This window comes from Streptomyces sp. NPDC057565, from assembly GCF_042801455.1.
Classification (GTDB): Bacteria; Actinomycetota; Actinomycetes; order Streptomycetales; family Streptomycetaceae; genus Streptomyces; species Streptomyces yanii.
Window position 1 is genome coordinate 102,723 of the sequence record NZ_JBHVFU010000008.1, and the last position, 21,431, is coordinate 124,153.

At 70.8% G+C, this 21,431-nt stretch carries 17 protein-coding genes; 11 read left to right on the plus strand and 6 right to left on the minus strand.

Going from position 1 to position 21,431, the window contains the following annotated elements:
- The first annotated feature begins 9 nt into the window (after positions 1–9).
- The 5 genes from ligA (at position 10) to ACFU8W_RS18475 (ending at position 6,797) form a co-directional block, all read left to right on the plus strand.
- Complete coding sequence (ligA, locus tag ACFU8W_RS18455) at positions 10–2,124, plus strand: NAD-dependent DNA ligase LigA (RefSeq protein WP_384038413.1); 2,115 nt, start codon at positions 10–12, stop codon at positions 2,122–2,124.
- A 183-nt stretch (positions 2,125–2,307) separates the two neighbouring features.
- Entirely contained in the window at positions 2,308–3,132 is an 825-nt protein-coding gene (locus ACFU8W_RS18460) for a rod shape-determining protein (protein ID WP_384038054.1), read from the plus strand.
- A gap of 104 nt (positions 3,133–3,236) precedes the next feature.
- Positions 3,237–3,713: a hypothetical protein gene (locus ACFU8W_RS18465; protein ID WP_384038057.1), complete on the plus strand. Its 477-nt coding sequence runs from the start codon at positions 3,237–3,239 to the stop codon at positions 3,711–3,713.
- 53 nt (positions 3,714–3,766) lie between these two features.
- A complete protein-coding gene (secD, locus tag ACFU8W_RS18470; protein WP_384038060.1) occupies positions 3,767–6,082 on the plus strand; it encodes a protein translocase subunit SecD in 2,316 nt (771 codons plus the stop codon).
- Between the two features lie 67 nt (positions 6,083–6,149).
- Positions 6,150–6,797, plus strand: a complete 648-nt coding sequence (locus ACFU8W_RS18475; protein WP_384038063.1) for a YoaK family protein — start codon at positions 6,150–6,152, stop codon at positions 6,795–6,797.
- A 19-nt stretch (positions 6,798–6,816) separates the two neighbouring features.
- On the opposite strand, the gene ACFU8W_RS18480 is transcribed toward ACFU8W_RS18475, so the two are convergent.
- Positions 6,817–7,626: a helix-turn-helix transcriptional regulator gene (locus ACFU8W_RS18480; RefSeq protein WP_345511205.1), complete on the minus strand. Its 810-nt coding sequence runs from the start codon at positions 7,624–7,626 to the stop codon at positions 6,817–6,819.
- A 60-nt stretch (positions 7,627–7,686) separates the two neighbouring features.
- On the opposite strand from ACFU8W_RS18480, the gene ACFU8W_RS18485 reads away from it, so the two are divergent.
- The 4 genes from ACFU8W_RS18485 to ACFU8W_RS18500 all read left to right on the plus strand — a co-directional run bounded on the left by ACFU8W_RS18485 (position 7,687) and on the right by ACFU8W_RS18500 (position 12,841).
- Positions 7,687–7,992, plus strand: a complete 306-nt coding sequence (locus ACFU8W_RS18485; RefSeq protein ID WP_345511204.1) for a 4a-hydroxytetrahydrobiopterin dehydratase — start codon at positions 7,687–7,689, stop codon at positions 7,990–7,992.
- Between the two features lie 572 nt (positions 7,993–8,564).
- On the plus strand, positions 8,565–10,724 hold the full coding sequence (gene helR, locus ACFU8W_RS18490) for an RNA polymerase recycling motor ATPase HelR (RefSeq protein ID WP_384038067.1): 2,160 nt from the start codon (positions 8,565–8,567) through the stop codon (positions 10,722–10,724).
- Positions 10,725–10,949: 225 nt separating this feature from the next.
- Positions 10,950–11,693, plus strand: coding sequence for a class I SAM-dependent methyltransferase (locus ACFU8W_RS18495; protein ID WP_384038069.1), 744 nt, complete (start codon positions 10,950–10,952; stop codon positions 11,691–11,693).
- Between the two features lie 218 nt (positions 11,694–11,911).
- Positions 11,912–12,841: a class I SAM-dependent methyltransferase gene (locus ACFU8W_RS18500; protein ID WP_384038071.1), complete on the plus strand. Its 930-nt coding sequence runs from the start codon at positions 11,912–11,914 to the stop codon at positions 12,839–12,841.
- Here ACFU8W_RS18500 and ACFU8W_RS18505 read toward each other — a convergent pair.
- Positions 12,838–13,335 (minus strand): RICIN domain-containing protein, encoded by a 498-nt coding sequence (locus ACFU8W_RS18505; protein ID WP_384038074.1) that lies wholly within the window; start codon positions 13,333–13,335, stop codon positions 12,838–12,840. The two genes, ACFU8W_RS18500 and ACFU8W_RS18505, sit on opposite strands and share 4 nt — an antisense overlap.
- Positions 13,336–13,429: 94 nt before the next feature.
- Positions 13,430–14,266, minus strand: coding sequence for an aldo/keto reductase (locus ACFU8W_RS18510; protein ID WP_384038077.1), 837 nt, complete (start codon positions 14,264–14,266; stop codon positions 13,430–13,432).
- Between the two features lie 615 nt (positions 14,267–14,881).
- Here ACFU8W_RS18510 and ACFU8W_RS18515 point away from each other — a divergent pair.
- The gene (locus ACFU8W_RS18515; protein ID WP_384038080.1) at positions 14,882–16,027 is read left to right on the plus strand and encodes a serine hydrolase domain-containing protein; all 1,146 of its coding nucleotides are present in this window, start codon (positions 14,882–14,884) and stop codon (positions 16,025–16,027) included.
- A gap of 283 nt (positions 16,028–16,310) precedes the next feature.
- Here the strand turns inward: ACFU8W_RS18515 and ACFU8W_RS18520 are convergent, their stop codons facing one another.
- Positions 16,311–18,110, minus strand: a complete 1,800-nt coding sequence (locus tag ACFU8W_RS18520) for an AMP-dependent synthetase/ligase (RefSeq protein ID WP_384038416.1) — start codon at positions 18,108–18,110, stop codon at positions 16,311–16,313.
- Positions 18,111–18,404: 294 nt separating this feature from the next.
- Complete coding sequence (locus tag ACFU8W_RS18525) at positions 18,405–19,307, minus strand: LysR substrate-binding domain-containing protein (RefSeq protein WP_384038083.1); 903 nt, start codon at positions 19,305–19,307, stop codon at positions 18,405–18,407.
- A gap of 117 nt (positions 19,308–19,424) precedes the next feature.
- On the opposite strand from ACFU8W_RS18525, the gene ACFU8W_RS18530 reads away from it, so the two are divergent.
- Positions 19,425–20,471, plus strand: a complete 1,047-nt coding sequence (locus tag ACFU8W_RS18530) for a bile acid:sodium symporter family protein (protein ID WP_384038086.1) — start codon at positions 19,425–19,427, stop codon at positions 20,469–20,471.
- Between the two features lie 109 nt (positions 20,472–20,580).
- Here the strand turns inward: ACFU8W_RS18530 and fdhD are convergent, their stop codons facing one another.
- On the minus strand, positions 20,581–21,429 hold the full coding sequence (gene fdhD, locus ACFU8W_RS18535) for a formate dehydrogenase accessory sulfurtransferase FdhD (protein ID WP_384038089.1): 849 nt from the start codon (positions 21,427–21,429) through the stop codon (positions 20,581–20,583).
- Positions 21,430–21,431: the final 2 nt, after the last annotated feature.

Sequence of the window (21,431 nt, forward strand, 5' to 3'; positions counted from 1 at the left end):
GACGGCAGGATGGTGTCCATGACGAACTCTGCTGTTGTGCTCGCCGATGCCGCCTCCTACGCCGCCGCGGTCGAAGAAGCGTCGGCGGCCGCCGCCGCGTACTACGCCGCGGGCGAGAGCACGCTCGACGACGACGCGTACGACCGGCTGGTGCGCGGGATCGCGGCATATGAGGAGGAGCACCCGGAGGACGTGCTGGCCGCCTCGCCGACCGGCAAGGTGGCCGGCGGCGCCGCGGGCGGGGACGTACCGCACACGGTGCCGATGCTCTCCCTGGACAACGTCTTCTCCGCCGAGCAGTTCGCCACCTGGACGGCCTCCCTGGAGCGCCGGATCGGCAGACCGGTCGCCGCGTGGAGCGTGGAGCCCAAGCTCGACGGGCTCGCGGTCGCCGCCCGCTACCGGTCGGGCCGACTGGAGCGCCTGATCACCCGCGGCGACGGCACGGCGGGCGAGGACGTGTCGCATGCGCTCGGCACCGTCGTCGGACTCCCGGAGCAGCTCGGCGAGCCGGTGACGATCGAGATCCGCGGCGAGATCCTGATGACGAACGAGCAGTTCGAACAGGCCAACACGGTCCGCACCGAGCACGGCGGCGACCCCTTCGCCAACCCGAGGAACGGCGCGGCGGGCACCCTCCGCGCCAAGGATCGCCCCTACACGGTCGAGATGACGTTCTTCGCGTACGGCGCCCTGCCGCTGCCCGAGTCCGGCGAGCTCACCGGCACGCTGGCCGAACTCCCGCACAGCGAAGTCCTCAGGTACGTCGCCGGGCTCGGCGTGCACACCGCGGCCGAGACGGACGTCGCGCCGCGCACCGTCACCACGGTGGAGCAGGTGCAGTCCCGGGTCGAGGAGATCGCCGCGCTGCGCGCCTCGTTGCCGTTCGGTATCGACGGCATCGTGATCAAGGCCGATCTCGCGGCCGACCAACGCGAGGCCGGTTCGGGCACCCGGGCGCCGCGCTGGGCCATCGCGTACAAGCTCCCGGCCGTCGAGAAGGTCACCCGGCTCCTCGGCGTCGAGTGGAACGTCGGCAGGACCGGCATCATCGCCCCGCGCGCAGTCCTGGAACCCGTCGAGATCGACGGATCGACTGTCAGTTACGCCACGCTGCACAACCCCGCCGACATCACCCGCCGCGACCTGCGCCTGGGCGACCGGGTGATGGTCTACAAGGCCGGCGACATCATCCCCCGCATCGAGGCCCCGGTCGCCCATCTGCGGACCGGCGACGAGCAGCCCATCGTCTTCCCCGAGACATGTCCGCAGTGCGGTTCCGAGATCGACACGAGCGAGCAGCGCTGGCGCTGTGTCCGGGGCCGCGACTGCCGCCTCGTCGCCTCCATCTCGTATGCGGCGGGCCGCGACCAGCTCGACATCGAGGGTCTCGGCGCGACCCGCGTCGTCCAGCTCGTCGACGCCGGGCTGGTCACCGACTTCGCCGATCTCTTCACGCTCGAACGCGAGCAGCTGCTCGGCCTGGAGCGGATGGGCGAGACGAGCACCGACAACCTCCTGGCCGCCATCGAGACGGCGCGTACCCGCCCGCTCTCCCGGGTCTTCTGCGCCCTGGGTGTACGGGGCACGGGGCGTTCCATGTCGCGGCGGATAGCCCGCTACTTCGCCAGCATGGACCGGATCCGCGCCGCCGACGTCGACACCCTCCAGCAGGTCGACGGCATCGGCAAGGAGAAGGCCGCCGGGGTGGTCGCGGAGCTGGTCGAGCTCGCCCCGCTGATCGAGAAGCTGGTCGCCGCCCGGGTCACCATGGTGGAGCCCGGCGCGACGCCGCCGCCGGAGCCGGGCGAGGAGGGCACGGACGCGGCTGCCGCCGTCGCGGACGGCGAGACGGCTGCCGAACGACCGCTGGACGGAATGACCGTGGTCGTCACCGGGGCCATGACCGGGGCGCTGGAGAAGCTCTCCCGGAACCAGATGAACGAGCTGATCGAGCGGGCCGGCGGGAAGTCCTCGTCCAGTGTCTCCAAGCGCACCACGCTGCTCGTCGCCGGCGAGAAGGCCGGGTCCAAGCGCACCAAGGCGGAGGACCTCGGCGTGCGGATCGCCGCGCCGGACGAGTTCGCGGAATTGATCGCCGAGTTCCTGCCCTCGGAGGTGTGAGGGGCGGACCCGCGGCCGCCCGTCCGCGAGGGGGGACGGGCGGCCGCGCCGAGCCCTTGGATTTTGCCTGAGAGTGGCTTTCTTTGCCTTCTTATTGCATAGTGAGGGCTCGGTCGTGCCTCGCTATCAGTGAGCCGACGAGTGTGTGAACGGCTGCTGCGGCAGGCCGGGGGATGAGGGACGATGCATTCTCCGCACGACGGGTGGCGACACGGCCGGTCCGTCCGCAACGGATACCGCGGTGTCACCCGCGGACTCGCCCTCGACCTCGGCAGTTCCCGCACCCGCGCCTGGATCCCCGGCCTCGGCATCGTCACCGACGCCGAGTCCACCGACGATCCCGAGGGTGGGCGCGGTCACGGCCGTCCGGTCCGGCGCGGGCGCATCGTCGACCCCGAGTCCTGCGGCCGGATGCTCAGTCGCATCGCCGACACGGCACTGGGCGCCGACCGCAGCGAGACCCTGATCGTCCTCAGCCACCCGGTCCTCGCCGGGCCCGAACACCGCGCCGAGGCGCGGGAGCTTCTCGCCGCACTCGGGACGACGAGCGTCATCGTGCTGAACAGCGCCAGAGCTGCCGCCGCATACGCCGGACCGCAGGACGGCGGCCCGCTGCTCGTCGTCGACATCGGCGCCGAGCTGACCGAAGTCACCCTCCTGGTCGACGGAATGGTCCGGGACGCCCGCCAGGCCGAGACCGGACTCAGCGACCTCGGACCCGCCGAGCCGCCCACCGCCGTCGTCCGTACCGCACTGGACATGATCATGGAGATGTGGCAGCAGGACCGGCACGGCGCGGTCCTCGGAGCCCTGCGCAAGGGCCCGTTGCTCGCCGGAGGCGGTGCCCTGCGCCCCGACATCACCAACCGGATCGCGGTCCGCCTCGGGGTTCCGGTGCGGCTCGCCGACGACCCGGCCACCACGGTGGTCCGCGGCGCGGGGCTGATCCTCAGCTCCGCGCTCCGGCACGCCGCCGTGGCGCCCGCCCTGCCCGGCCCGGCGAGGTGACCACCTTCCCGGGGCCGCCCCCGGGGAACACACCCCCGAGAGGGCGACCGGACAGCCCGGCGCACGCCCTAGGGCGTGCGGCAGCGGCCCGCCAGGCCCTGGCCGTGTTCCTCCTCGTCGTGCTCACCGTCGTCGGCGGCGCTTCCGCGGCCGTCGCGGCCGCCGGAGCCGTGACGCCGCCACGCTCCCCGTCCGGTCCCTCGCCCGCCGCCGCGCACACGCCCGTCGTTCCGCCGCCCGCCCAGCACACCGACCGGACCGCCCGCCCCGGCCACCCGCACGACACGCGGCGGAACCGCACGGCAACGGCGACCGGCCACGACCGCACCGTTCTCCCGGCCGTTCCCCGCCCCCGGGTCGCCACCGACCACATCCGCATCCAGCACCAGCTCCCGCCGCCCGGCCCCGGCGGCGCCCTGCTGCCGGGGGCGCCCGGCATCCCCGTACCGCTTCCGGCCCGGCAACGGGTCCCGGACGCCCCCTCCTTCGCAGCCGACCGCCCCCGCGTGGCGCTTCCCGGCGTACGCGGCCCTCCGAGGACGGACCGTTCCCCCGGCCACCGTTCTGTTCGACAGACCTGACGCCGCGTCCTCGCCGAGGTGAGTGCGGCAGGCGTCCCTCTCGGAGGATTTCCATGACTCGCGCCACCACGGTGCGAGCGGTTCTGGCTGCGGCCGTGCTGCTCGTTTCCGTGCTCATCACGCTGACCATGTCACCCAGACTCGGCCTCGATCTTCAGGGCGGCACCAGATTGGTGCTCCAGGCCAAGGACTCCGCCACCACGAAGGCGGACCGGGAGAGCACCGACCGAACCCTTGAGGTGCTCCGCCAGCGCATCGACTCGCTCGGCGTCGCCGAACCGACCCTGACCCGGTCCGGAGAGGACCGGATCATCGTCGAACTGCCCGACGTCCAGGACCCCCGCAAGGCCGCCGAAGTCATCGGCAGGACAGCCCAGCTCAGCTTCCACGCCGTCCAGGGCCCCGGCACGGAACAGGAGAAGGAGAAGGAGAAGGGGAAGGGCACCGGCCTGACGCTGCCCGACGAGGAGGGCCGCCTTCTTGCCCTCGGCCCGGCCCGGCTCACCGGCGCGGGCGTGAAGGACGCCGGGGCCTCCTTCGACGCCCAGCAGGGCGCCGGCTGGACCGTCGCCCTCGACTTCCACAAGGGCGCGGGCCGGGACTGGACCCGGCTGACCGGCGAAGCCGCCTGTCATCCCGCGCAGGATGATCGGCGGCGGGTCGCGATCGTCCTCGACGACCAGGTGATCTCCTCGCCCCAGGTCGACCCGTCCATCGGCTGCAACGTCGGCCTTCCGTCCGGCTCCACGCAGATCACCGGCTCCTTCGGCGCCGACGAGGCCCGCGATCTGGCGCTGCTGATCAAGGGCGGCGCGCTGCCCGTCCCCATCGAGATCGTCGAACAGCGGACCGTCGGTCCGACGCTCGGCGCCGCCGCCATCGACGCCAGCGCCCGGGCCGCCCTCATCGGCGCCGCCGCCACCGCCCTCTTCATCGCGTTCGTCTATCGGCTCTTCGGCGCCCTCGCCGCGGTGGCCCTCGCCGCGTACGCAGTCATCTCGTACGCCGCGCTGGTCGCTCTCGGTGTCACCCTCACCCTCCCCGGACTCGCCGGATTCGTTCTCGCCATCGGGATGGCGGTCGACGCGAACGTGCTGGTCTTCGAACGCGCCAGGGAGGAGTACGCGGAACGTCCCGGCCGCTCCCTGGGCTCCGCCATGGCCGCCGGATTCCGTGGCGCCTGGAGCGCGGTCGCCGACTCCAACGTGACCACCCTGATCGCGGCCGGTCTGCTCTTCTTCCTCGGCTCGGGACCGGTCAAGGGCTTCGGAGTCACGCTCGCCATCGGTGTCCTCGCGTCGATGTTCTCGGCGCTCGTCATCGCTCGCGCCCTCACCGAGATCGCGTCCCGCTCCCGGTTCGTCAGCGACTACCGGGGCGTCAACGGCATCGCCCGCCCCGGCCGTGTACGGACCTGGCTGACCCGCCGTGATCCGCAGCTGTTCCGGTCGTCCCGCCGCTGGCTGCTGATCTCCACGGCGCTGATCGCCGTCGCGGTCCTCGGCATCGTCGTACGGGGTGTCAACCTGGGCGTGGAGTTCACCGGCGGCCGGCTCGTCGAGTACTCCACCAGCCGGCCCGTCGACGTGGAGACCGCCCGCACCGCCCTGGCCGGCGCGGGCTTCGACGACGCCGAGGTCACCACGGCGGGCGCGGGCGACCTCTCCGTACGTACGGGAGACCTCAGCAACGACGAGGAGCACGCCCTGCGTGCCGCCCTTGCCGAGGAGGGTGGCCACACCACCAAGGTCCGCGACGAACTCATCGGCCCCAGCCTCGGCGACGAGCTGCGGCGCAACGCGCTGATCGCGCTCGCCATCGCCATCCTCGTGCAACTCGGCTACCTGGCGGTCCGGTTCCGCTGGACGTTCGCCCTGGCATCGGTTGCCGCGCTGGTCCACGACGTCATCATTCTGGTCGGCGCGTTCGCCTGGCTCGGCCGTACCGTCGACGGCATCTTCCTGGCGGCACTCCTCACCGTCATCGGCTACTCCGTCAACGACTCGGTGGTCGTCTTCGACCGGGTCCGTGAACTGTGGGCGAAGGCGCGCCGCGTACCCGTGGTGACCGTCGCCAACCGCGCCGTCCTGCAGACCGTTCCCAGAACCGTCAACACCGGCATGGGCGCGCTCTTCATCCTGGCCGCCCTCGCCGTGCTGGGCGGCGACTCCCTCGCGGACTTCGCGCTCGCCCTGCTCATCGGCATCTGCGTCGGCACGTACTCCTCGGTCCTGACCGCCGTACCGGTCGCACTCGTCCTGGAGAAGAGCAGCAAGGCCCCGCCGCCCGCCCGCAAGCGGGCGCCCCGGCGCACCTCCGGCGGAGGGGCGAAACGCCGGGACCCGCTCGACAACGGGGCGCGCGTGTAACGGCTTCGCGCTCCCGCAGCGTGTGCCGCCCCAGCCCGTCCGGGGCGGCACACGCTGCGGCGGTCCTGTGTTCCGCACCCCGGTCGCCGTCAGCTATCTGCAACTCGGCCGGGTCTTCGTCGCGAACATGACCGGCAATGTGGTCTTCTCCGGGTTTGCCTTCGCCGGGGCCCCCGGCTTCTCGCTCGCCGCGTCGCTCGTGGCGCTCGCCGCGTTCGCCGCCGGGGCGCTGCTCGGTGGCCTGGTCGTGCACCGTACCCGCACGCACCGGGGCAGGAACCTGCAGTACGCACTCCTCGCCGAGACGGTGTTCGTCGCGGCCGCCGTGATCGTCACCCAGGTGTCCGGCAGCCCGTACACCGGCGGGGTCCGCTTCACCCTCATCGTGCTGCCCGCGCTCGGCCTCGGCGTGCAGAACTCCGCCGCCCGCGCGCTCGCCGTCCCCGACCTCACCACCACCGTGCTGACCCTCACCGTCACCGGCATCGCCGCCGACAGCCACCTCACGGGTGGCACCGGCAACAAGGCCGGGCGCCGGGTGATCTCGGCCTGTGCGATGCTGCTCGGCGCCGTGGCCGGAGCCACCGCGGTCCTGCACGGACACCCGATGCTGCCGCTGCTGCTCGCCTTCGCGATCCTGGCCGCGGCGAGTGCCGCGGCCACCGCCCTGGCGCGCACCGACGCACCGTGGACCCGCCCCCTCACCGAGAAGTGACGCACCGGTGGGCGGACCGTCAGGACCCGAGCGACCTCAAATACGTGGCGGTCTCCTGATCGGCAGGAAGAAACGTCTCGATCGCCAATTCGGCCACCGTCACATCCATCGGCGTATTGAACGTCGCGATGGAGGAGACGAACGAGAGCACCCGCCCGTCGTGCTCGACCACCATCGGCAGCGCGAACGACAGTGCCGACGGCGGTCCCACCGGCTCATCCTGCCCGTCGGCGCTCTCCGGTAGGGGATAGGCGGCGACCTCCTCGTACAGCTCACGCAGTTCCGCCGAACGGGCCAGGGCGATCTGACGTTCCATCTGCGCCAGCAGGTCGGCCCGCCACTCCCGCAGATTACGGATGCGCGGAGCCAGACCCTCCGGGTGAAGGGTGAGCCGCATGGCGTTGAGCGGAGGTTCGAGAAGGTGCCCGGCCACCCCCTCCAGGATCAGGGCGATACCCCGATTGGCGGCCACCACGTTGTACGTCCCGTCGACGACGAGCGCCGGATATGGGTCGTACCCCTGCAACAGCTGCTCCATGCCCTCGCGCAGCGCTCCCATCGCGGGATCGTCGAGCGCGGTCTCCGAGTAACGGGGAGCGTAACCGGCCATCACCAGCAGGGCATTGCGTTCCCTGACCGGCACATCGAGATGCTCGGCCAGCCGGAGGACCATCTCCTCGCTGGGGCGGGAGCGGCCCGTCTCGATGAAGGAGATGTGGCGGGCCGAGGAGTCCGCGCGCAACGCCAGCTCCAGCTGGCTCAGCCGGCGCTGCTCCCGCCAACTGCGCAGCAGTGGCCCTACACCCGTGTCAAGCGCGACAGTTGTCATACGGAGACCGTAACGTCACCGGCACCGCCCATCGCACCCGACCTCGTGAGGAGCCGCACCATGCCCGCCGAACCGCTGTCACAGAAAGAGATCGAGGACCGGCTGCGCGAGCTGCCCGGATGGGCGCTGGAGGGAGACCGGATCACCCGCAGATACCGGTTCCCCTCGCACTTCGCCGCCGCCGGACTCACCATCCATGTCGCGCAGATCCAGGAGGAGCTGAACCATCACTCCGATCTGACGCTCGGCTACAACACCGTCTCCCTGTCGGTGAACACGCACGATGCGGGCGGCGCGATCACCGAGAACGACCTGGAACTTGCCGCGCGGGTGGAGGCGATCGCCTCGGGGCACGGCGCGGCGTGACGGAACGGGGGCGCCGCGCCGCGTGGTGGCGCCGCGTTCGTCGGGGCGCCGCGCCGGAGGGAGCGGTGCCACCCCGAGGACCCGGTTGATGCCCCTGGGCATGACCGATCTCCTTCTATGGTCTCGGGGACGGGAGTTGGGGGAGGCTGCCGGTGGCCGAGGCGCCACCGGTGGCATCTCATTCTTGATCAACAACCGACGCGCGTAACCGACCTCATGGCCGACTCAGGCACCCGGAGTCGAACGCGGCCCGCGCCTGACAGACAGCATGCTGCGCACGGGAGACTTTCCTGGGCCGACGCTGCCGTCGTACGCGGCGCGCCGCCGCTTCGCGAGGAGCTCGTCCGTCCACTGCGGACGATGAAGGGAAAGGGGGAGCACCCACTCCTTTCCACTCTCAACGTATAGCGCACTGGGGGCCTTGCGGCAAGACCCGGGTGATGCCGCAGAATCATCGGCCGAGGCCGGAACCTGCGGAAATGGGAGATCCACGGAGTGCGTGTGTTGTTGGCGACGTACGGGTCGCGCGAGGACGTCGAACCGCTGGTAGGACTCAGATCGGAGCTGACGCTGTGAACCACCTGACCACCAGCGCGTTTGACCTTCCCGGCCACCTTTCCCCCAAGGCCGACCCGGCGCTGATCGCCGACGACGAGCAGCACTTCGCGGCCATCGCGGAGTGCCTCGAGCAGTCGATCGCCGACCTGTCCGACCGCCTCGATGCCGAGCGCAAGGCGCCCGGCGGCGCAGGCCGGCAGGCGATGGACCGGGACATGGAGATCCACCGGCTGACCGCTCGCCTGCGCGCACTGCGTCGCTTCGGACTGGACCTGTGCCTCGGGCACATGGTCAGTGCAGACAACCCCGAGCCCGTGTACATCGGACGACTCGGCCTTACGGACAGCGCGGGTCGTCGGCTGCTGATCGACTGGCGTTCCCCCGCGGCTGAGCCCTTCTTCGGAGCCACCCATGCCAACCCGATGGGTCTGGCAAGCCGCCGCAGGTATCGCTGGACCCGCAGCCGGATCAGCGACTACTGGGACGAGGTGTTCACCCCGGACGGGCTTGTCGGGCACGCCGCGCTGGACGACCAGTCCGCTTTCATCGCCAGCCTGGGCAGCAACCGGTCGGAACGGATGCGAGACGTGCTCGGCACCATCCAGGCCGACCAGGACACCATCATCCGCGCGGGATCCCGCGGCGCTCTCGTCGTCGACGGCGGTCCGGGTACGGGGAAGACCGTCGTCGCTCTGCACCGCTCCGCCTACCTCCTCCACTCCGACCCTCGCCTCGGGCACCGCCGGGGCGGCGTGCTGTTCGTCGGTCCGCACCAGCCCTACCTGGGCTACGTCGCCGACGTCCTCCCCAGCCTCGGAGAGGAGGGCGTGCAGACCTGCACCCTGCGGGACCTCGTCGCCGAGGGAGCCGTGGCAGCGATCGAGGCCGACCCGAATGCGGCCCTCCTGAAGTCGTCCGCGAACCTGGTGAAGGCGATCGAGACGGCCGTCAGGTTCTACGAGGAGCCGCCCACCACGGGGATGACCGTCACGACCCACTGGTCCGACATCTGGCTGAGCGCCGAGGATTGGGCCGTGGCGTTCGAAGCGGCACCCGGTATTGCGCACAACGAGGCGCGCGACCAGATCTGGGAGGAGCTGCTCACGATCCTGGTGGACAAGCACGACGGCGATGCCTCGGCTGAGCTGCTCCGCAAGTCGCTGCTGCAGAACAGGGAGCTGCGCACGACCTTCGACCGCGCGTGGCCGCTGCTCGAAGCGGCTGACCTCGTCGGAGACCTGTGGTCGGTACCCGCCTATCTGCGGAAGTGCGCTCCCTGGCTCAGCCCCGACGAGGTTCAGCAGTTGCAGCGCGGGGAAGCCCAGGCCTGGACGGTGTCCGACCTGCCGCTCCTGGACGCAGCACGGCAGCGGCTCGGCGACCCGGAGGCCGCGCGACGCAAGCGTCGGCACAGCGCCTCTGTCGCCGCCGAACGCGAGCACATGGCCAAGGTCGTCGACGCCTTGCTCGAGGCCGATGACGACGGAGAAGGTGTGATGACGATGCTGCGCGGACAGGACCTGCAGGACACCCTGGTCGACGCGACCGCACAGCCCAGCACCGAACCGGACCTGCTCGCCGGCCCGTTCGCGCACATCGTGGTGGACGAGGCTCAGGAACTGACCGACGCGGAGTGGCAGATGTTGCTGCTCCGGTGCCCGTCCCGGAGCTTCACCATCGTCGGGGATCGCGCCCAGGCCAGGCACGGGTTCACGGAGTCGTGGCAGGAACGGCTCGAGCGGATCGGGCTCGACCGGATCAACCTGGCCTCCCTGAGCATCAACTACCGGACGCCGGAAGAAATCATGGCGGAAGCCGAACCGGTCATCCGGGCCGTGCTCCCGGACGCCAACGTGCCGACCTCCGTCCGCAGCAGCGCCGTCCCCGTCGTACACGGATCTGCTGCGGATCTGAGCTCGATCCTCGACACCTGGCTCGCCGAACATGCCGACGGGATCGCCTGCGTCATCGGCACTGGTGACATCGGAGTCGGCACATTCCGCACGACGTCCCGCGTCCGGTCGCTGACACCGGAGCTGTCGAAGGGGCTCGAGTTCGACCTGGTCGTCCTCGTCGACCCGGAGGCGTTCGGCAAGGGCATCGAAGGAGCGGTCGACCGCTATGTCGCGATGACCCGAGCGACCCAGCAACTCGTCATCCTCACGAGCTCCTGACGTCGACCGGAAGAACGCCCGCTCCTGGCCGAGTCGGTGGCGTTCCCGGACGCCGGCACACCACCGGTGCACGTGGGCTTCGGCAGCATGCGCGTCCCGAAGGGCAACGCCCGGGTGACCGTCGAGGCGATCCGCGCGCAGGGCTGCCGCGCGCCGGTCTCCCGCGGCCGGGCCGACCTTGCTTTCTGCCCAGCGATGCCGGGCAGTTGTCCTACAGTCGCCCTCATGTTGGATTACGACGCTGAGGCAGCTGCATACGACGCGACGCGCGGCGGCGTGCCCCGGGCAGAGGCGGCGGCCCGGGCACTGCTCGGCCTGGTCCCGGAGTCCGCCTGCACACTGCTGGACATCGGCTGCGGTACGGGGCTGGTCACCGAGCGGATGGCGCTGGCCCGGCCGGCACTGCGAGTGCTGGGCACCGATGCCTCGTACGGCATGGCGCGGTTCGCGCGGCAGCGGATCGGCGCGGTGGCGCTGGCCGACGCGCGGCGGCTGCCGCTGCCCGCCGCCGCGGTCGACGCCGTGGGCACCGTCTGGCTGCTGCATCTGCTGCGGGGTGCGGGTGACGTGCGGGCGGTGGTCTCGGAGGCGGCACGGGTGCTGCGGCCCGGCGGCGTGTTCGTCACCACGGTCGACAAGGACGCCGCGCACGACGTGGGCAGCGACATTGATGAGCTGTTCGCCCCGTACCTTCGACCGAGCCCGTCCGACCCCGAGGAACTGGTCGTCGCGTACGGGGCGGAGGCCGGGCTCGATGTGGTGGGGGAGAACCGATTCCTCGGCCACGGGCAGGGGCGGACTCCGCAGCGTGCGGCGCGCGAGGTGCGTGCGGGCCACTTCGTCTCCCGTCTGGAGCTGCCGGGGGCGGCGGCCGACGATCTTGCGGCGGCGCTGCTGGCGCTGCCCGAGCCGGACCGGCCGCGTCCCGAGCCGGAGTACCGGCTGCTGGCGTTTCGGCGCAGGGACTGACGTCCGGCGGGATCGGGGGTCCTGCAACATCGACTACGTCACCCCGGGCATCATCCGGATGGCCGCCACCTCCGGAGCCCTGTCCACCGCGGTCGCCGTCTGTGTCGACATGACCTGAACCGGTCGGGGAGCCGCCGATGGCGTACCTGACCGGCCGCGGCTTGCCGAACCGGCAACAAAGTTCGCCACCTGCCCGAGACCCGGCGAGGCTTGTCCGCATGACGAAGCACGCCGATCACGGCCCTCACCACGACAGCGCCCACGGCCGGCACGACCGTACCGGGCACGGCCACCGCCACGACACCACCGACTTGGACTGGGACGTCATGGGCCCGCTGCTGGAGCAGAACGGCGAGCTCAGCAGTCCCCAGTACTCGGCGGCGGCCCACTGGATCGCCGGACTGCCCACCGCCCCGCAGGTACGCAGGGTCCTCGACATCGGCAGCGGACCCGGTGTGATCTCCTGCCTGCTCGCCGAGGAGTTCCCCGAGGCCGAGGTCGTCGCCGTGGACAACACCCCGGCGCTCCTGGAGCGCACCCGGGCCCGCGCCGAACGCCTCGGACTCGGCGACCGCGTCCGTACCCTGTATGCCGAACTCCCCGACGAGCTGGCCAAGTTGGGAGAGGCGGACCTGATCTGGGCGGGCAACGCACTGCATCACATGGGAGACCAGCGGGCCGTCCTTGCCGGCTTCGCCGGAATGCTGCGCCCCGGCGGGACCATCGCCCTCGTCGAGGGCGGGCTGCCGACCCGTCAGCTTCCGCGCGACATCGGCATCGGCCGGCCCGGCCTGGAGGCCAGGCTCGACGCGATCCACGTGGAGTGGTTCGAGGAGATGCGCGCGGCGCTCCCGGACGCCAAGCAGGAGGTGGAGGACTGGAGCGCCCTGTTCACCGCGGTGGGGCTGGCCCCACAGGGCACTCGCAGCTTCCTGCTCGACCTGCCCGCGCCCCTCTCCGACCGGGCGCGCGACTATGTCATCGCCGAATTCGCCCGCCGTCGCGAGGCGTTCGCCGAGGAACTCACCGCGGACGACCTCGCCACACTCGACCGGTTGCTCGACCCCGAGGACCCGGCCGGACTGCACCGGCGCCCCGACCTCTTCCTGCTGTCGGCGCGCACGGTCCACCTGGGCCGACGCGCCTAAGAGGAGCTCTTCTCAGGGGTGCCCGGCACCGGCTCCAACTGCCACCACTGGCCGGTGGAGTCGGTGTCCTCCCATTGCTGCACATCGGCGCCGTCCGCCGTGGAGCCGTCGGCCACTTCCAGGACGAGTCCGCTGATGAAACTGACCAGCGTCACGGTGCCCGGCGCATCCAGATGCTGTTCGATCAGCCACTCCTGGGCGCCGTAGTTGTTGGCCTTCCACTGCTGGATGTTGGCGCCGTTCTCCGTGGAGGCATTGGCGACGTCCAGTCGCTTGCCGCTGTGCGCATTGGTCAGGTGGTACAGCGCGGCGCCCTCGTGCACGGGGGAGAGCTGCCAGTGCTGGCCGCCCGCCCCCTCCTGCTTCTCCGCGCCCTGCTGGACCTTGGCGCCGCTGCCCCTGGCGGAGCCGTACACCTCCAGCAGCAGTCCGCTGCCCACATTGCGCAGCCGGTACAGACCCGGTGCGACGACGGGTGCGGTGTCCGCGCTCATGACGGTGTCTCCTCCGGGTTCATCCGCAGCAGACCGCCGCCCGGCGGGGAGCCGGACGGCGGTCTGTGCGTGATTCGGTCTTCAGCGGCTGGGCTCAGGCGCCCAGGTTGAACTCGCCCGGGTTCGGGCCGAGGCGCTTGCCCTCGTCCAGCGCGGCGAACGCGGCCAGGTCGTCGGCGTCCAGCTCGAAGCCGAACACATCGATGTTCTCGGCGATCCGCGACGGCGTCACGGACTTCGGGATCACCACATTGCCCGTCTGGAGGTGCCAGCGGAGCACCGCCTGCGCGGGCGTACGGCCGTGCTTCTGGGCGATCGCGACGATCGTCGGGACCTCCAGGAGGCCCTTGCCCTGGCCCAGCGGGGACCACGCCTCGGTGGCGATGCCGTGCTGCGCGTGGAAGGCGCGCGACTCGGCCTGCTGGAACTGCGGGTGCAGCTCGATCTGGTTGATCACCGGAACCACGGAGGTCTCGCCGAGGAGGCGCTCCAAGTGCTCCGGCAGGAAATTGGAGACACCGATGGCCTTCGCGCGGCCGTCGGCGTAGATCTTCTCGAAGGCCTTGTACGTGTCGATGTACGCGTCCTTGGCGGGCACCGGCCAGTGGATCAGGTACAGGTCGACATAGTCGAGACCGAGCTTGTCCAGCGAGGCGTCGAAGGCGCGCATCGTCGACTCGTAGCCCTGGTCGCTGTTCCACAGCTTGGTGGTGACGAAGAGCTCCTCGCGGGGGACGCCGGAGGCGGCGACGGCCTTGCCGGTGCCCTCCTCGTTTCCGTAGATCGCGGCGGTGTCGATGCTCCGGTACCCGGACTCGATAGCCGTCGCGACCGCCTTCGTGGCCTCGTCGTCCGGCACCTGCCAGACACCGAAACCGAGCTGCGGCATCTCGACGCCGTTGTTGAGGGTGAGGGAGGGGACCTGGCTCACGAGCGGTCGATCCTTTACGTCGTCGGTTGGTATTCGCTTGGTCAACGATCAGGAGGTGCCATGCATTCCCTGCCGACCGGCCGTTCCGTACCCCTTCACCTGTCCCGTGCGGGACCGACACAAGCTGGGTTGGACAGCGCTCCGACCGCATCGGTCCGACGTATTGACCGAGACCCGTCATGGAGTGACTCGGGAGCGCCCCATTGAACTGCAGCCACACTCCGCTCACCCCTGAACCTCCACCTCGGGAAGGCCGGCACGGGCGGCGCTCGATCGCGCGAAGACATCGGAGCACCATCGGTCCACAGGGCTGCTGACCGCGACCTGCGTCGCACTGGTGGTCGATACCGGTTCCACGGCACCGCCCGGCTGCTGACCTTTTTGCCCAAGGGCCGCACCCGCGGACCGGTGCTCGTCACCCACGGCCGTGCGGGCCGGAACGTGCGCGAGCATCCCCATTCCTCCCTGCCCCACCTCGGCGAGGCCGGGGCGGTCAAATCGTTCGTGCCGGGACCGCACACCGCCGTACTGTGACCGGTCGACGACCGCGGGGCACACGGGCACTGTCCTTGGCGACCCCACGCGGAGCCACGATCACACGGAGGACGGGACACGGTGGGGCAGTACAACGGATGGGTTGACGAGCGCTTCGGAGCCGTCGCCGACGCGTTCTCGCGGAATTTCGACGATTTCCCCGAACTCGGCGCAGCCGTCACGGTGTTTGTCGGCGGACACAAGGTCGCGGACCTGTGGGGCGGGGTCGCGGACCAGCGGACCGGCCGACCGTGGGACCAGGACACCGTCCTGCCGGTCTTCTCCTGTGCCAAAGGCATCGTGAGCCTGTGCGCCCACCTCCTCGCGCAGGAAGGACATCTCGACCTCGACGCCCCGGCGAGCCAGTACTGGCCCGGGTTCGCGCAGCACGGCAAGGAGTCCATCACCTGCCGTATGGTCCTCGGACACCGGGCGGGACTTCCCGCCCTCGACCGGGTACTCAGCTTCGAGGAGATCGCCGCCTGGACACCGGTGACCCGGGCCATCGAGGAGCAGAAGCCGCTGTGGGAGCCGGACACGGCGTACGAGTACCACGGCCACGTCTTCGGCTTCCTCATCGGTGAGGTCATCCGGCGCATCACTGGGCTCACTCCGGGCGCATACTTCCGCCGTGCCGTGGGCGACCCGCTCGGACTACGGGCCTGGATCGGTCTGCCCACCGAGGAGACGGACGGCCGTGCCCGGCTCGTCGAGGCCGAGGGGCGGCCAGGGATGCCAGGGCCCGAGCACCTGCTCACCCGCATCGTGACGATGAACGGCGCCCTGGCCTTCCCCGGTCTCGACGAGCCGCGCGGCTGGAACGACCCGGCGTTGCTCGGCATGGAGCTGCCCGGAGCGGGTGCCACGGCGTCGGCGAGCGGCCTGGCCGGGCTTTACGCTGCGGCCGTGACCGGCATCGAGGGCCGGGAACGGCTGCTCACACCGGACACCGTGACGGACGCGGTCCGCGAGGTGTCGTCCGGCAAGGGGTGGTTGGGCTTCGACGCCGGGGCGCGCTGGGGCTCGGGCTTCCTGCTCGACTCGTCGGCCTTCCGGCCGATGCTGGGGGAGCGCAGTTTCGGCAACGACGGAGCAGGCGGCCAATTCGCCTTCGGTGACGACGAGTTCGGCGTGGGCTTCGCGTACATCACCAACCGCATGATCGGTCACGGCGACGCCCGCGCGAACCGCCTGACCGCTGCGGTGCGCACCTGCCTGGTCGGCTGACGTCCGCGTGCGGGCGGCCGCGCGGCCAACCAGGGGCCCTCTTCCGCGCACACGCGGTGCCACACCGACCGCGTACCGCGTCGGAAGGTACGGTCGGCTGCGCACGGTCACCAAGGCGCCGGGCCAGGACCGGCTCCGGCTCTCCACCACCGACTGCGACAACAACGGAGGCGCAGCGGACGGTGCGGACCAGCTGTTTCGCATCCCGATCACGCGGCGGGCTCTGTCCATGTGTCTTCCTGCCGGGGCGAGTTCACCTCCGGCGGGGCGGCACGGCCTTCTCTCAGGGGTACAGCGCGTCCACCTCGACCGCGTACGCCGTCTCGATCGCCTTCCGCTTCAGCTTCAGCGACGGGGTCAGCAGACCGTGCTCCTCGGTGAACTGATGCGCAAGGATCCGGAAGGTACGGATCGACTCGGCCTGCGACACCGCCGTGTTGGCGGCCACCACCGCCCGCCTGACCTCCATCTCCAGATCCGGGTCCCGCACCAGGTCCGCCGAGTTCATCGGCGGACGCCCCTGCATGGTGAGCCAGTGGTCCACGGACTCCTGGTCCACGGTCACCAGCGCCGCGATGTACGGCCGGTCGTTTCCGACCACGATGCACTGTGCCACCAGCGGATGGGCCCGCACCCGCTCCTCCAGACCGGCCGGCGACACACTCTTGCCGCCGGACGTCACCAGGATCTCCTTCTTCCGCCCGGTGATCGTCAGATAGCCGTCCTCGTCGAGCGCACCCAGGTCGCCGGTGGCCAGCCAGCCGTCGTGCAGCACCGCGGCGGTGGCCTGCGGGTTGCCCAGATAGCCGCTGAAGATGTTGGCGCCGTACACCCACACCTCGCCGTCGTCGGCGATGTGCACGGTGGTGCCGGGGAGCGGCTGCCCGACCGTGCCGTACCGGGTGCGCTCGGGCGGATTGGCGGTGGCCGCCGCAGTGGACTCGGTCAGTCCGTACCCCTCGTACACCGTGACGCCCGCGCCCTCGAAGAACAGACCGAGTTGCCGCTCCATCCCCGAACCGCCCGACATGGCGTGCCGGACCCGGCCGCCCATCGCGTCGCGGATCTTCTTGTACACGACCTTGTCGAAGAACTGGTGCTGCATCCGCAGCCCTGCGGAAGGGCCGGGTCCGGTCCCGAACGCCCGGTGCTCCATCGCCTCCGCGTACTTCACCGCGACCTCGGCGGCCTTGTCGAACGGCCCGACCCTGCCCTCCGCCTCGGCCTTGCGCCGGGCGCCGTTGAAGACCTTCTCGAAGATGTACGGAACCGCGAGGATGAATGTCGGCCGGAACGACACCAGGTCCGGCATGAGCGCCTTCGCCGACAGCTCCGGCTGATGGCCCAGCTTCACCCGGCCGCGGACCGCCGTGACCTCGACTATCCGGCCGAAGACGTGCGCCAGCGGCAGGAAGAGGAGCGTGGCGGCCTCGTCGCCCGGCTTGGAGTGGAACACCGACTTCCAGCGCGACGCCATCGTGTCCGCCTCGAACATGAAGCTGGCGTGCGTGATCACACAGCCCTTGGGGCGGCCCGTGGTGCCGGACGTGTAGATGACGGTCGCCACCGAATCGGGCGTCACCGCCCGCCGGTGCCGGTGCACCACCTCGTCCTCGATGTGCACGCCCGCCTCGACCAGCTCGGTCACCGCGTCCGAGTCCAGCTGCCAGAGCCGCTTGAGCTGGGGCAGCCGGTCGATCACCGAGGCGATCGTCATCGCATGGTCCTCGTGCTCGACCATGACCGCGGACACCTCGGCGTCGTGCAGCATCCAGAAGACCTGCTCGGCCGAGGACGTCGGATAGACCGGCACGGACTGGGCGCCGACCGTCCACAGCGCGAAGTCGAAGAGCGTCCACTCGTAACGGGTACGCGCCATCAGGGCGACCCGGTCGCCGAACCGGACACCGTGGGCGATCAGCCCCTTGGCGAGCGCGAGCACCTCGTCGCGGAACGTCGCCGCGGTGACATCACGCCAGCGTCCGTCCGCGTCCTTGCGGCCCAGCGCGATCCGGTGCGGATCCTCCTCCGCATAGTCGAAGACGGCATCAGCCAGCCCGCCCACCGGGGGCGCCACCGCCATGGGTGGGACAGTGAACTCGCGCAATGACCTGCTCCTTGTGGCGCTCCGCACAGCGCCGTGACGCTACCCCACCGGGTGGCGCGGCGGGAGGGCCCGGAACGACCGTACAGCGTGCCATCTGCACAGGTCAGCCACAGATATCCGGCCAGAAGGGCGAGACTGGGCGCGCTTCTGACGGTGGAGTAAGTAGCTCGCGCCGGAATCTCCACCGAATCTGTACGCCTCGGCCACTCCCGTCCTGGCGGTCAGGGGTGTTCCGTACCTGCTGCCCATCCTCCCCACGCATGCGTGCGGTCATGCGCCGTCGCGCCCGCTGATCGCGTTGATCCCGCCGATGCCACGGATCAGCCGGTCGCCGCCCGCCAGGATCGCCGCCGCGAGCGCGTCCGCCGCCTCCTGCGCCGCGTCCCGGCGGCGGCCGTGCAGCAGGACGAAATCCACGTCGCCGAGTTCCGGCAGCCCCGCCCTGGCCGGTACGGGAGTCAGTCCCGGCGGGATGAGCCCGCGGGTGTGCGCCATCACGCCGAGACCGGCGTGGGCCGCCGCGACGAGTCCGCTGAGGCTCGTGCTCGTACAGGCGACCCGCCAGGACCGTCCGTGCTCCTCCAGCACCTCCAGGGCGCGGGCCCGGGTGAGGCCCGGCGGCGGGAAAAGGATCAGCGGCACCGGGCGGTCCGGGTCGATCCGCAGGTGCGGTGCGCCGATCCAGGTCAGTGCGTCCTGCCAGACCAGTTCGCCGTGCGTGTCACCGGTCCGCCGCTTGGCGAGGACGAGATCGAGCCGTCCCGCCGCCAGTTGCCGGTGCAGCGTCCCGGACAGCTCGACCGTCAGCTCCAGCTCGACCTCGGGGTGGTCGCGGCGGAACGACTCCAGAATCTCCGGCAGCCGGGTCTGTACGAAGTCCTCGGACGCCCCGAACCGCAGTCGCCCGCGCAGCCGCGTCCCGGTGAAGAACGCCGAGGCCCGCTCGTGGGCCTGCAGGATCGTCCGCGCGAAGCCGAGCATCGCCTCACCGTCCACGGTGAGATCGACCCGGTGCGTGTCCCGGGTGAACAGCTGGCGCCCCGTCGCGTCCTCCAGCCGCCGCACATGCTGACTCACCGTGGACTGCCGCACGCCCAGCCGGCGGGCGGCCTGGGTGAAGCTCAGCGTCTGGGCGACGGCAAGAAAGGTGCGGAGCTGTGCAGGATCGTACATAGCGCCCAGGCTATCGCGATTCGTGATGACAGTGAGAGCGGTATGCCGGATTCCCGATCGCGATGATCAAGAGCAGGATGGAGAGGGCACGACCTGAACGAGAGACACGTGGAGCACATGAGCCGCCGCACCTTCAAGCTGCCGTCCTGGCTGCCGATCGACCCGTACATCCTCGCGCTGATCGGCACGGTCGTGCTCGCGGCGCTGCTGCCCGCATCGGGGACCGCCGCGAATGTCGCCGACGGTGCGTCGACCGGAGCGGTCGCCCTCCTCTTCTTCCTGTACGGCGCCCGCCTCTCGACCGCCGAGGCGCTCGACGGCCTCAGGCACTGGCGGCTCCACCTCACCGTCCTGATCTGCACCTTCGTCGCGTTCCCGCTGCTGGGACTGGCGGGCAAGGGGCTGGTTCCGTACGTCCTGACCCCGCAGCTCTACAGCGGGTTCCTCTTCCTCTGCCTCGTCCCGTCGACCATCCAGTCGTCGATCGCCTTCACCTCGATCGCCCGCGGCAACGTGCCGGCGGCGATCTGTGCGGGCTCCTTCTCCTCGATCGCCGGGATCTTCCTCACTCCACTGCTCGCCGCGGCGCTGCTCGGCAACAGCGGCGGCGGATTCTCGGCCGACGCGCTGCTGAAGATCGGGCTCCAGCTGCTGCTCCCGTTCATCGCCGGCCAGCTGCTGCGCCGCTGGATCGGCGGCTTCCTCATCCGCCACAAGAAGGTCCTCGGCTATGTCGACCGGGGCTCGATCCTGCTGGTCGTCTATACGGCGTTCAGTGAGGGAATGGTCGCCGGCATCTGGCACCAGGTCACTCCGGCGAGGCTGGGTGCGCTGCTCGCGGCCGAAGCGGTGCTGCTCGCGCTGATGCTGGCGCTGACCTGGTTCGGGGCGAAGCGGCTCGGCTTCGAGCGAGGAGACCGGATCGCCATCCAGTTCGCCGGTTCGAAGAAGAGCCTGGCGTCCGGGCTCCCGATGGCCAGCGTGCTCTTCGGGGCGCACGCGAGCCTCGCCGTGCTGCCCCTGATGCTCTTCCACCAGATGCAGTTGATGGTGTGCGCGGTGATCGCGAAGCGGCGCTCGCGGGATCCGCAGGACGAAATCCGGGAGAGCCCGGGGACTTCGGCGAGCGGTCCGGTGGCGCAGACGCGCGTCCGGGTGGGCTGACGCGCTGACCCGAGGGCGCCGATGGCGGATGCCACGGGGGCGGGACCGGCCGGCGCAGGGGGCGCTCCCCGCCGGCCGGACCCCTGACCCGTGTCACGGGCCGGGCACCTCAGCCCTGGCCGACCGTCGCCTCCAGAGCGATGCGGTGCTCACCCGTGTACACGTTCATGGACGGACCCCGCAGAAATCCGACCAGGGTCAGTCCGGTCTCCGCCGCCAGATCCACGGCCAGCGACGACGGCGCCGAGACCGAGGCCAGCATCGGGATCCCGGCCATCACCGCCTTCTGCGCCAGCTCGAAGGAGGCCCGCCCCGACACCAGCAGAATCGCCCGGGACAGCGGCAGCCGGTTGTCGGTCAGGGCCCGGCCGACGAGCTTGTCGACCGCGTTGTGCCGACCGACGTCCTCCCGGATGTCGAGCAGTTCCCCGGTCTCGGAGAACAGCGCCGCCGCATGCAGGCCCCCGGTCCGGTCGAAGACCCGCTGCGACTCACGGAGCCGGTCGGGGAGGCCCGAGAGCAGTGCGGGTTCGACCCGGACCGGGGGAGTATCGGCGATCGGGTGCCGGGTGGTGGTGCGGACCGCGTCGAGGCTCGCCTTGCCGCACAGCCCGCAGGACGAGGTCGTGTAGACGTTGCGTTCGAGTGTGATGTCGGGGACCTGCACGCCGGGCGCGAGCTTCACATCCACCACGTTGTACGTGTTCACGCCGTCCGCCGTCGCCCCCGCGCAGTACACGATCGACTGCACCTCGGAGCCGTCACCGATCACGCCCTCGCTGACCAGGAAGCCCGCCGCCAGCGCGAAGTCGTCGCCCGGCGTGCGCATCGTGATGGCGAGCGGTCTGCCGTTCAGCCGGATCTCCAGGGGCTCCTCGGCGACGAGGGTGTCGGGGCGTGCGGAGACCGCCCCGTCCCGGATGCGGATGGTGCGGCGGCGCTCGGTGACCCGTCCCATGG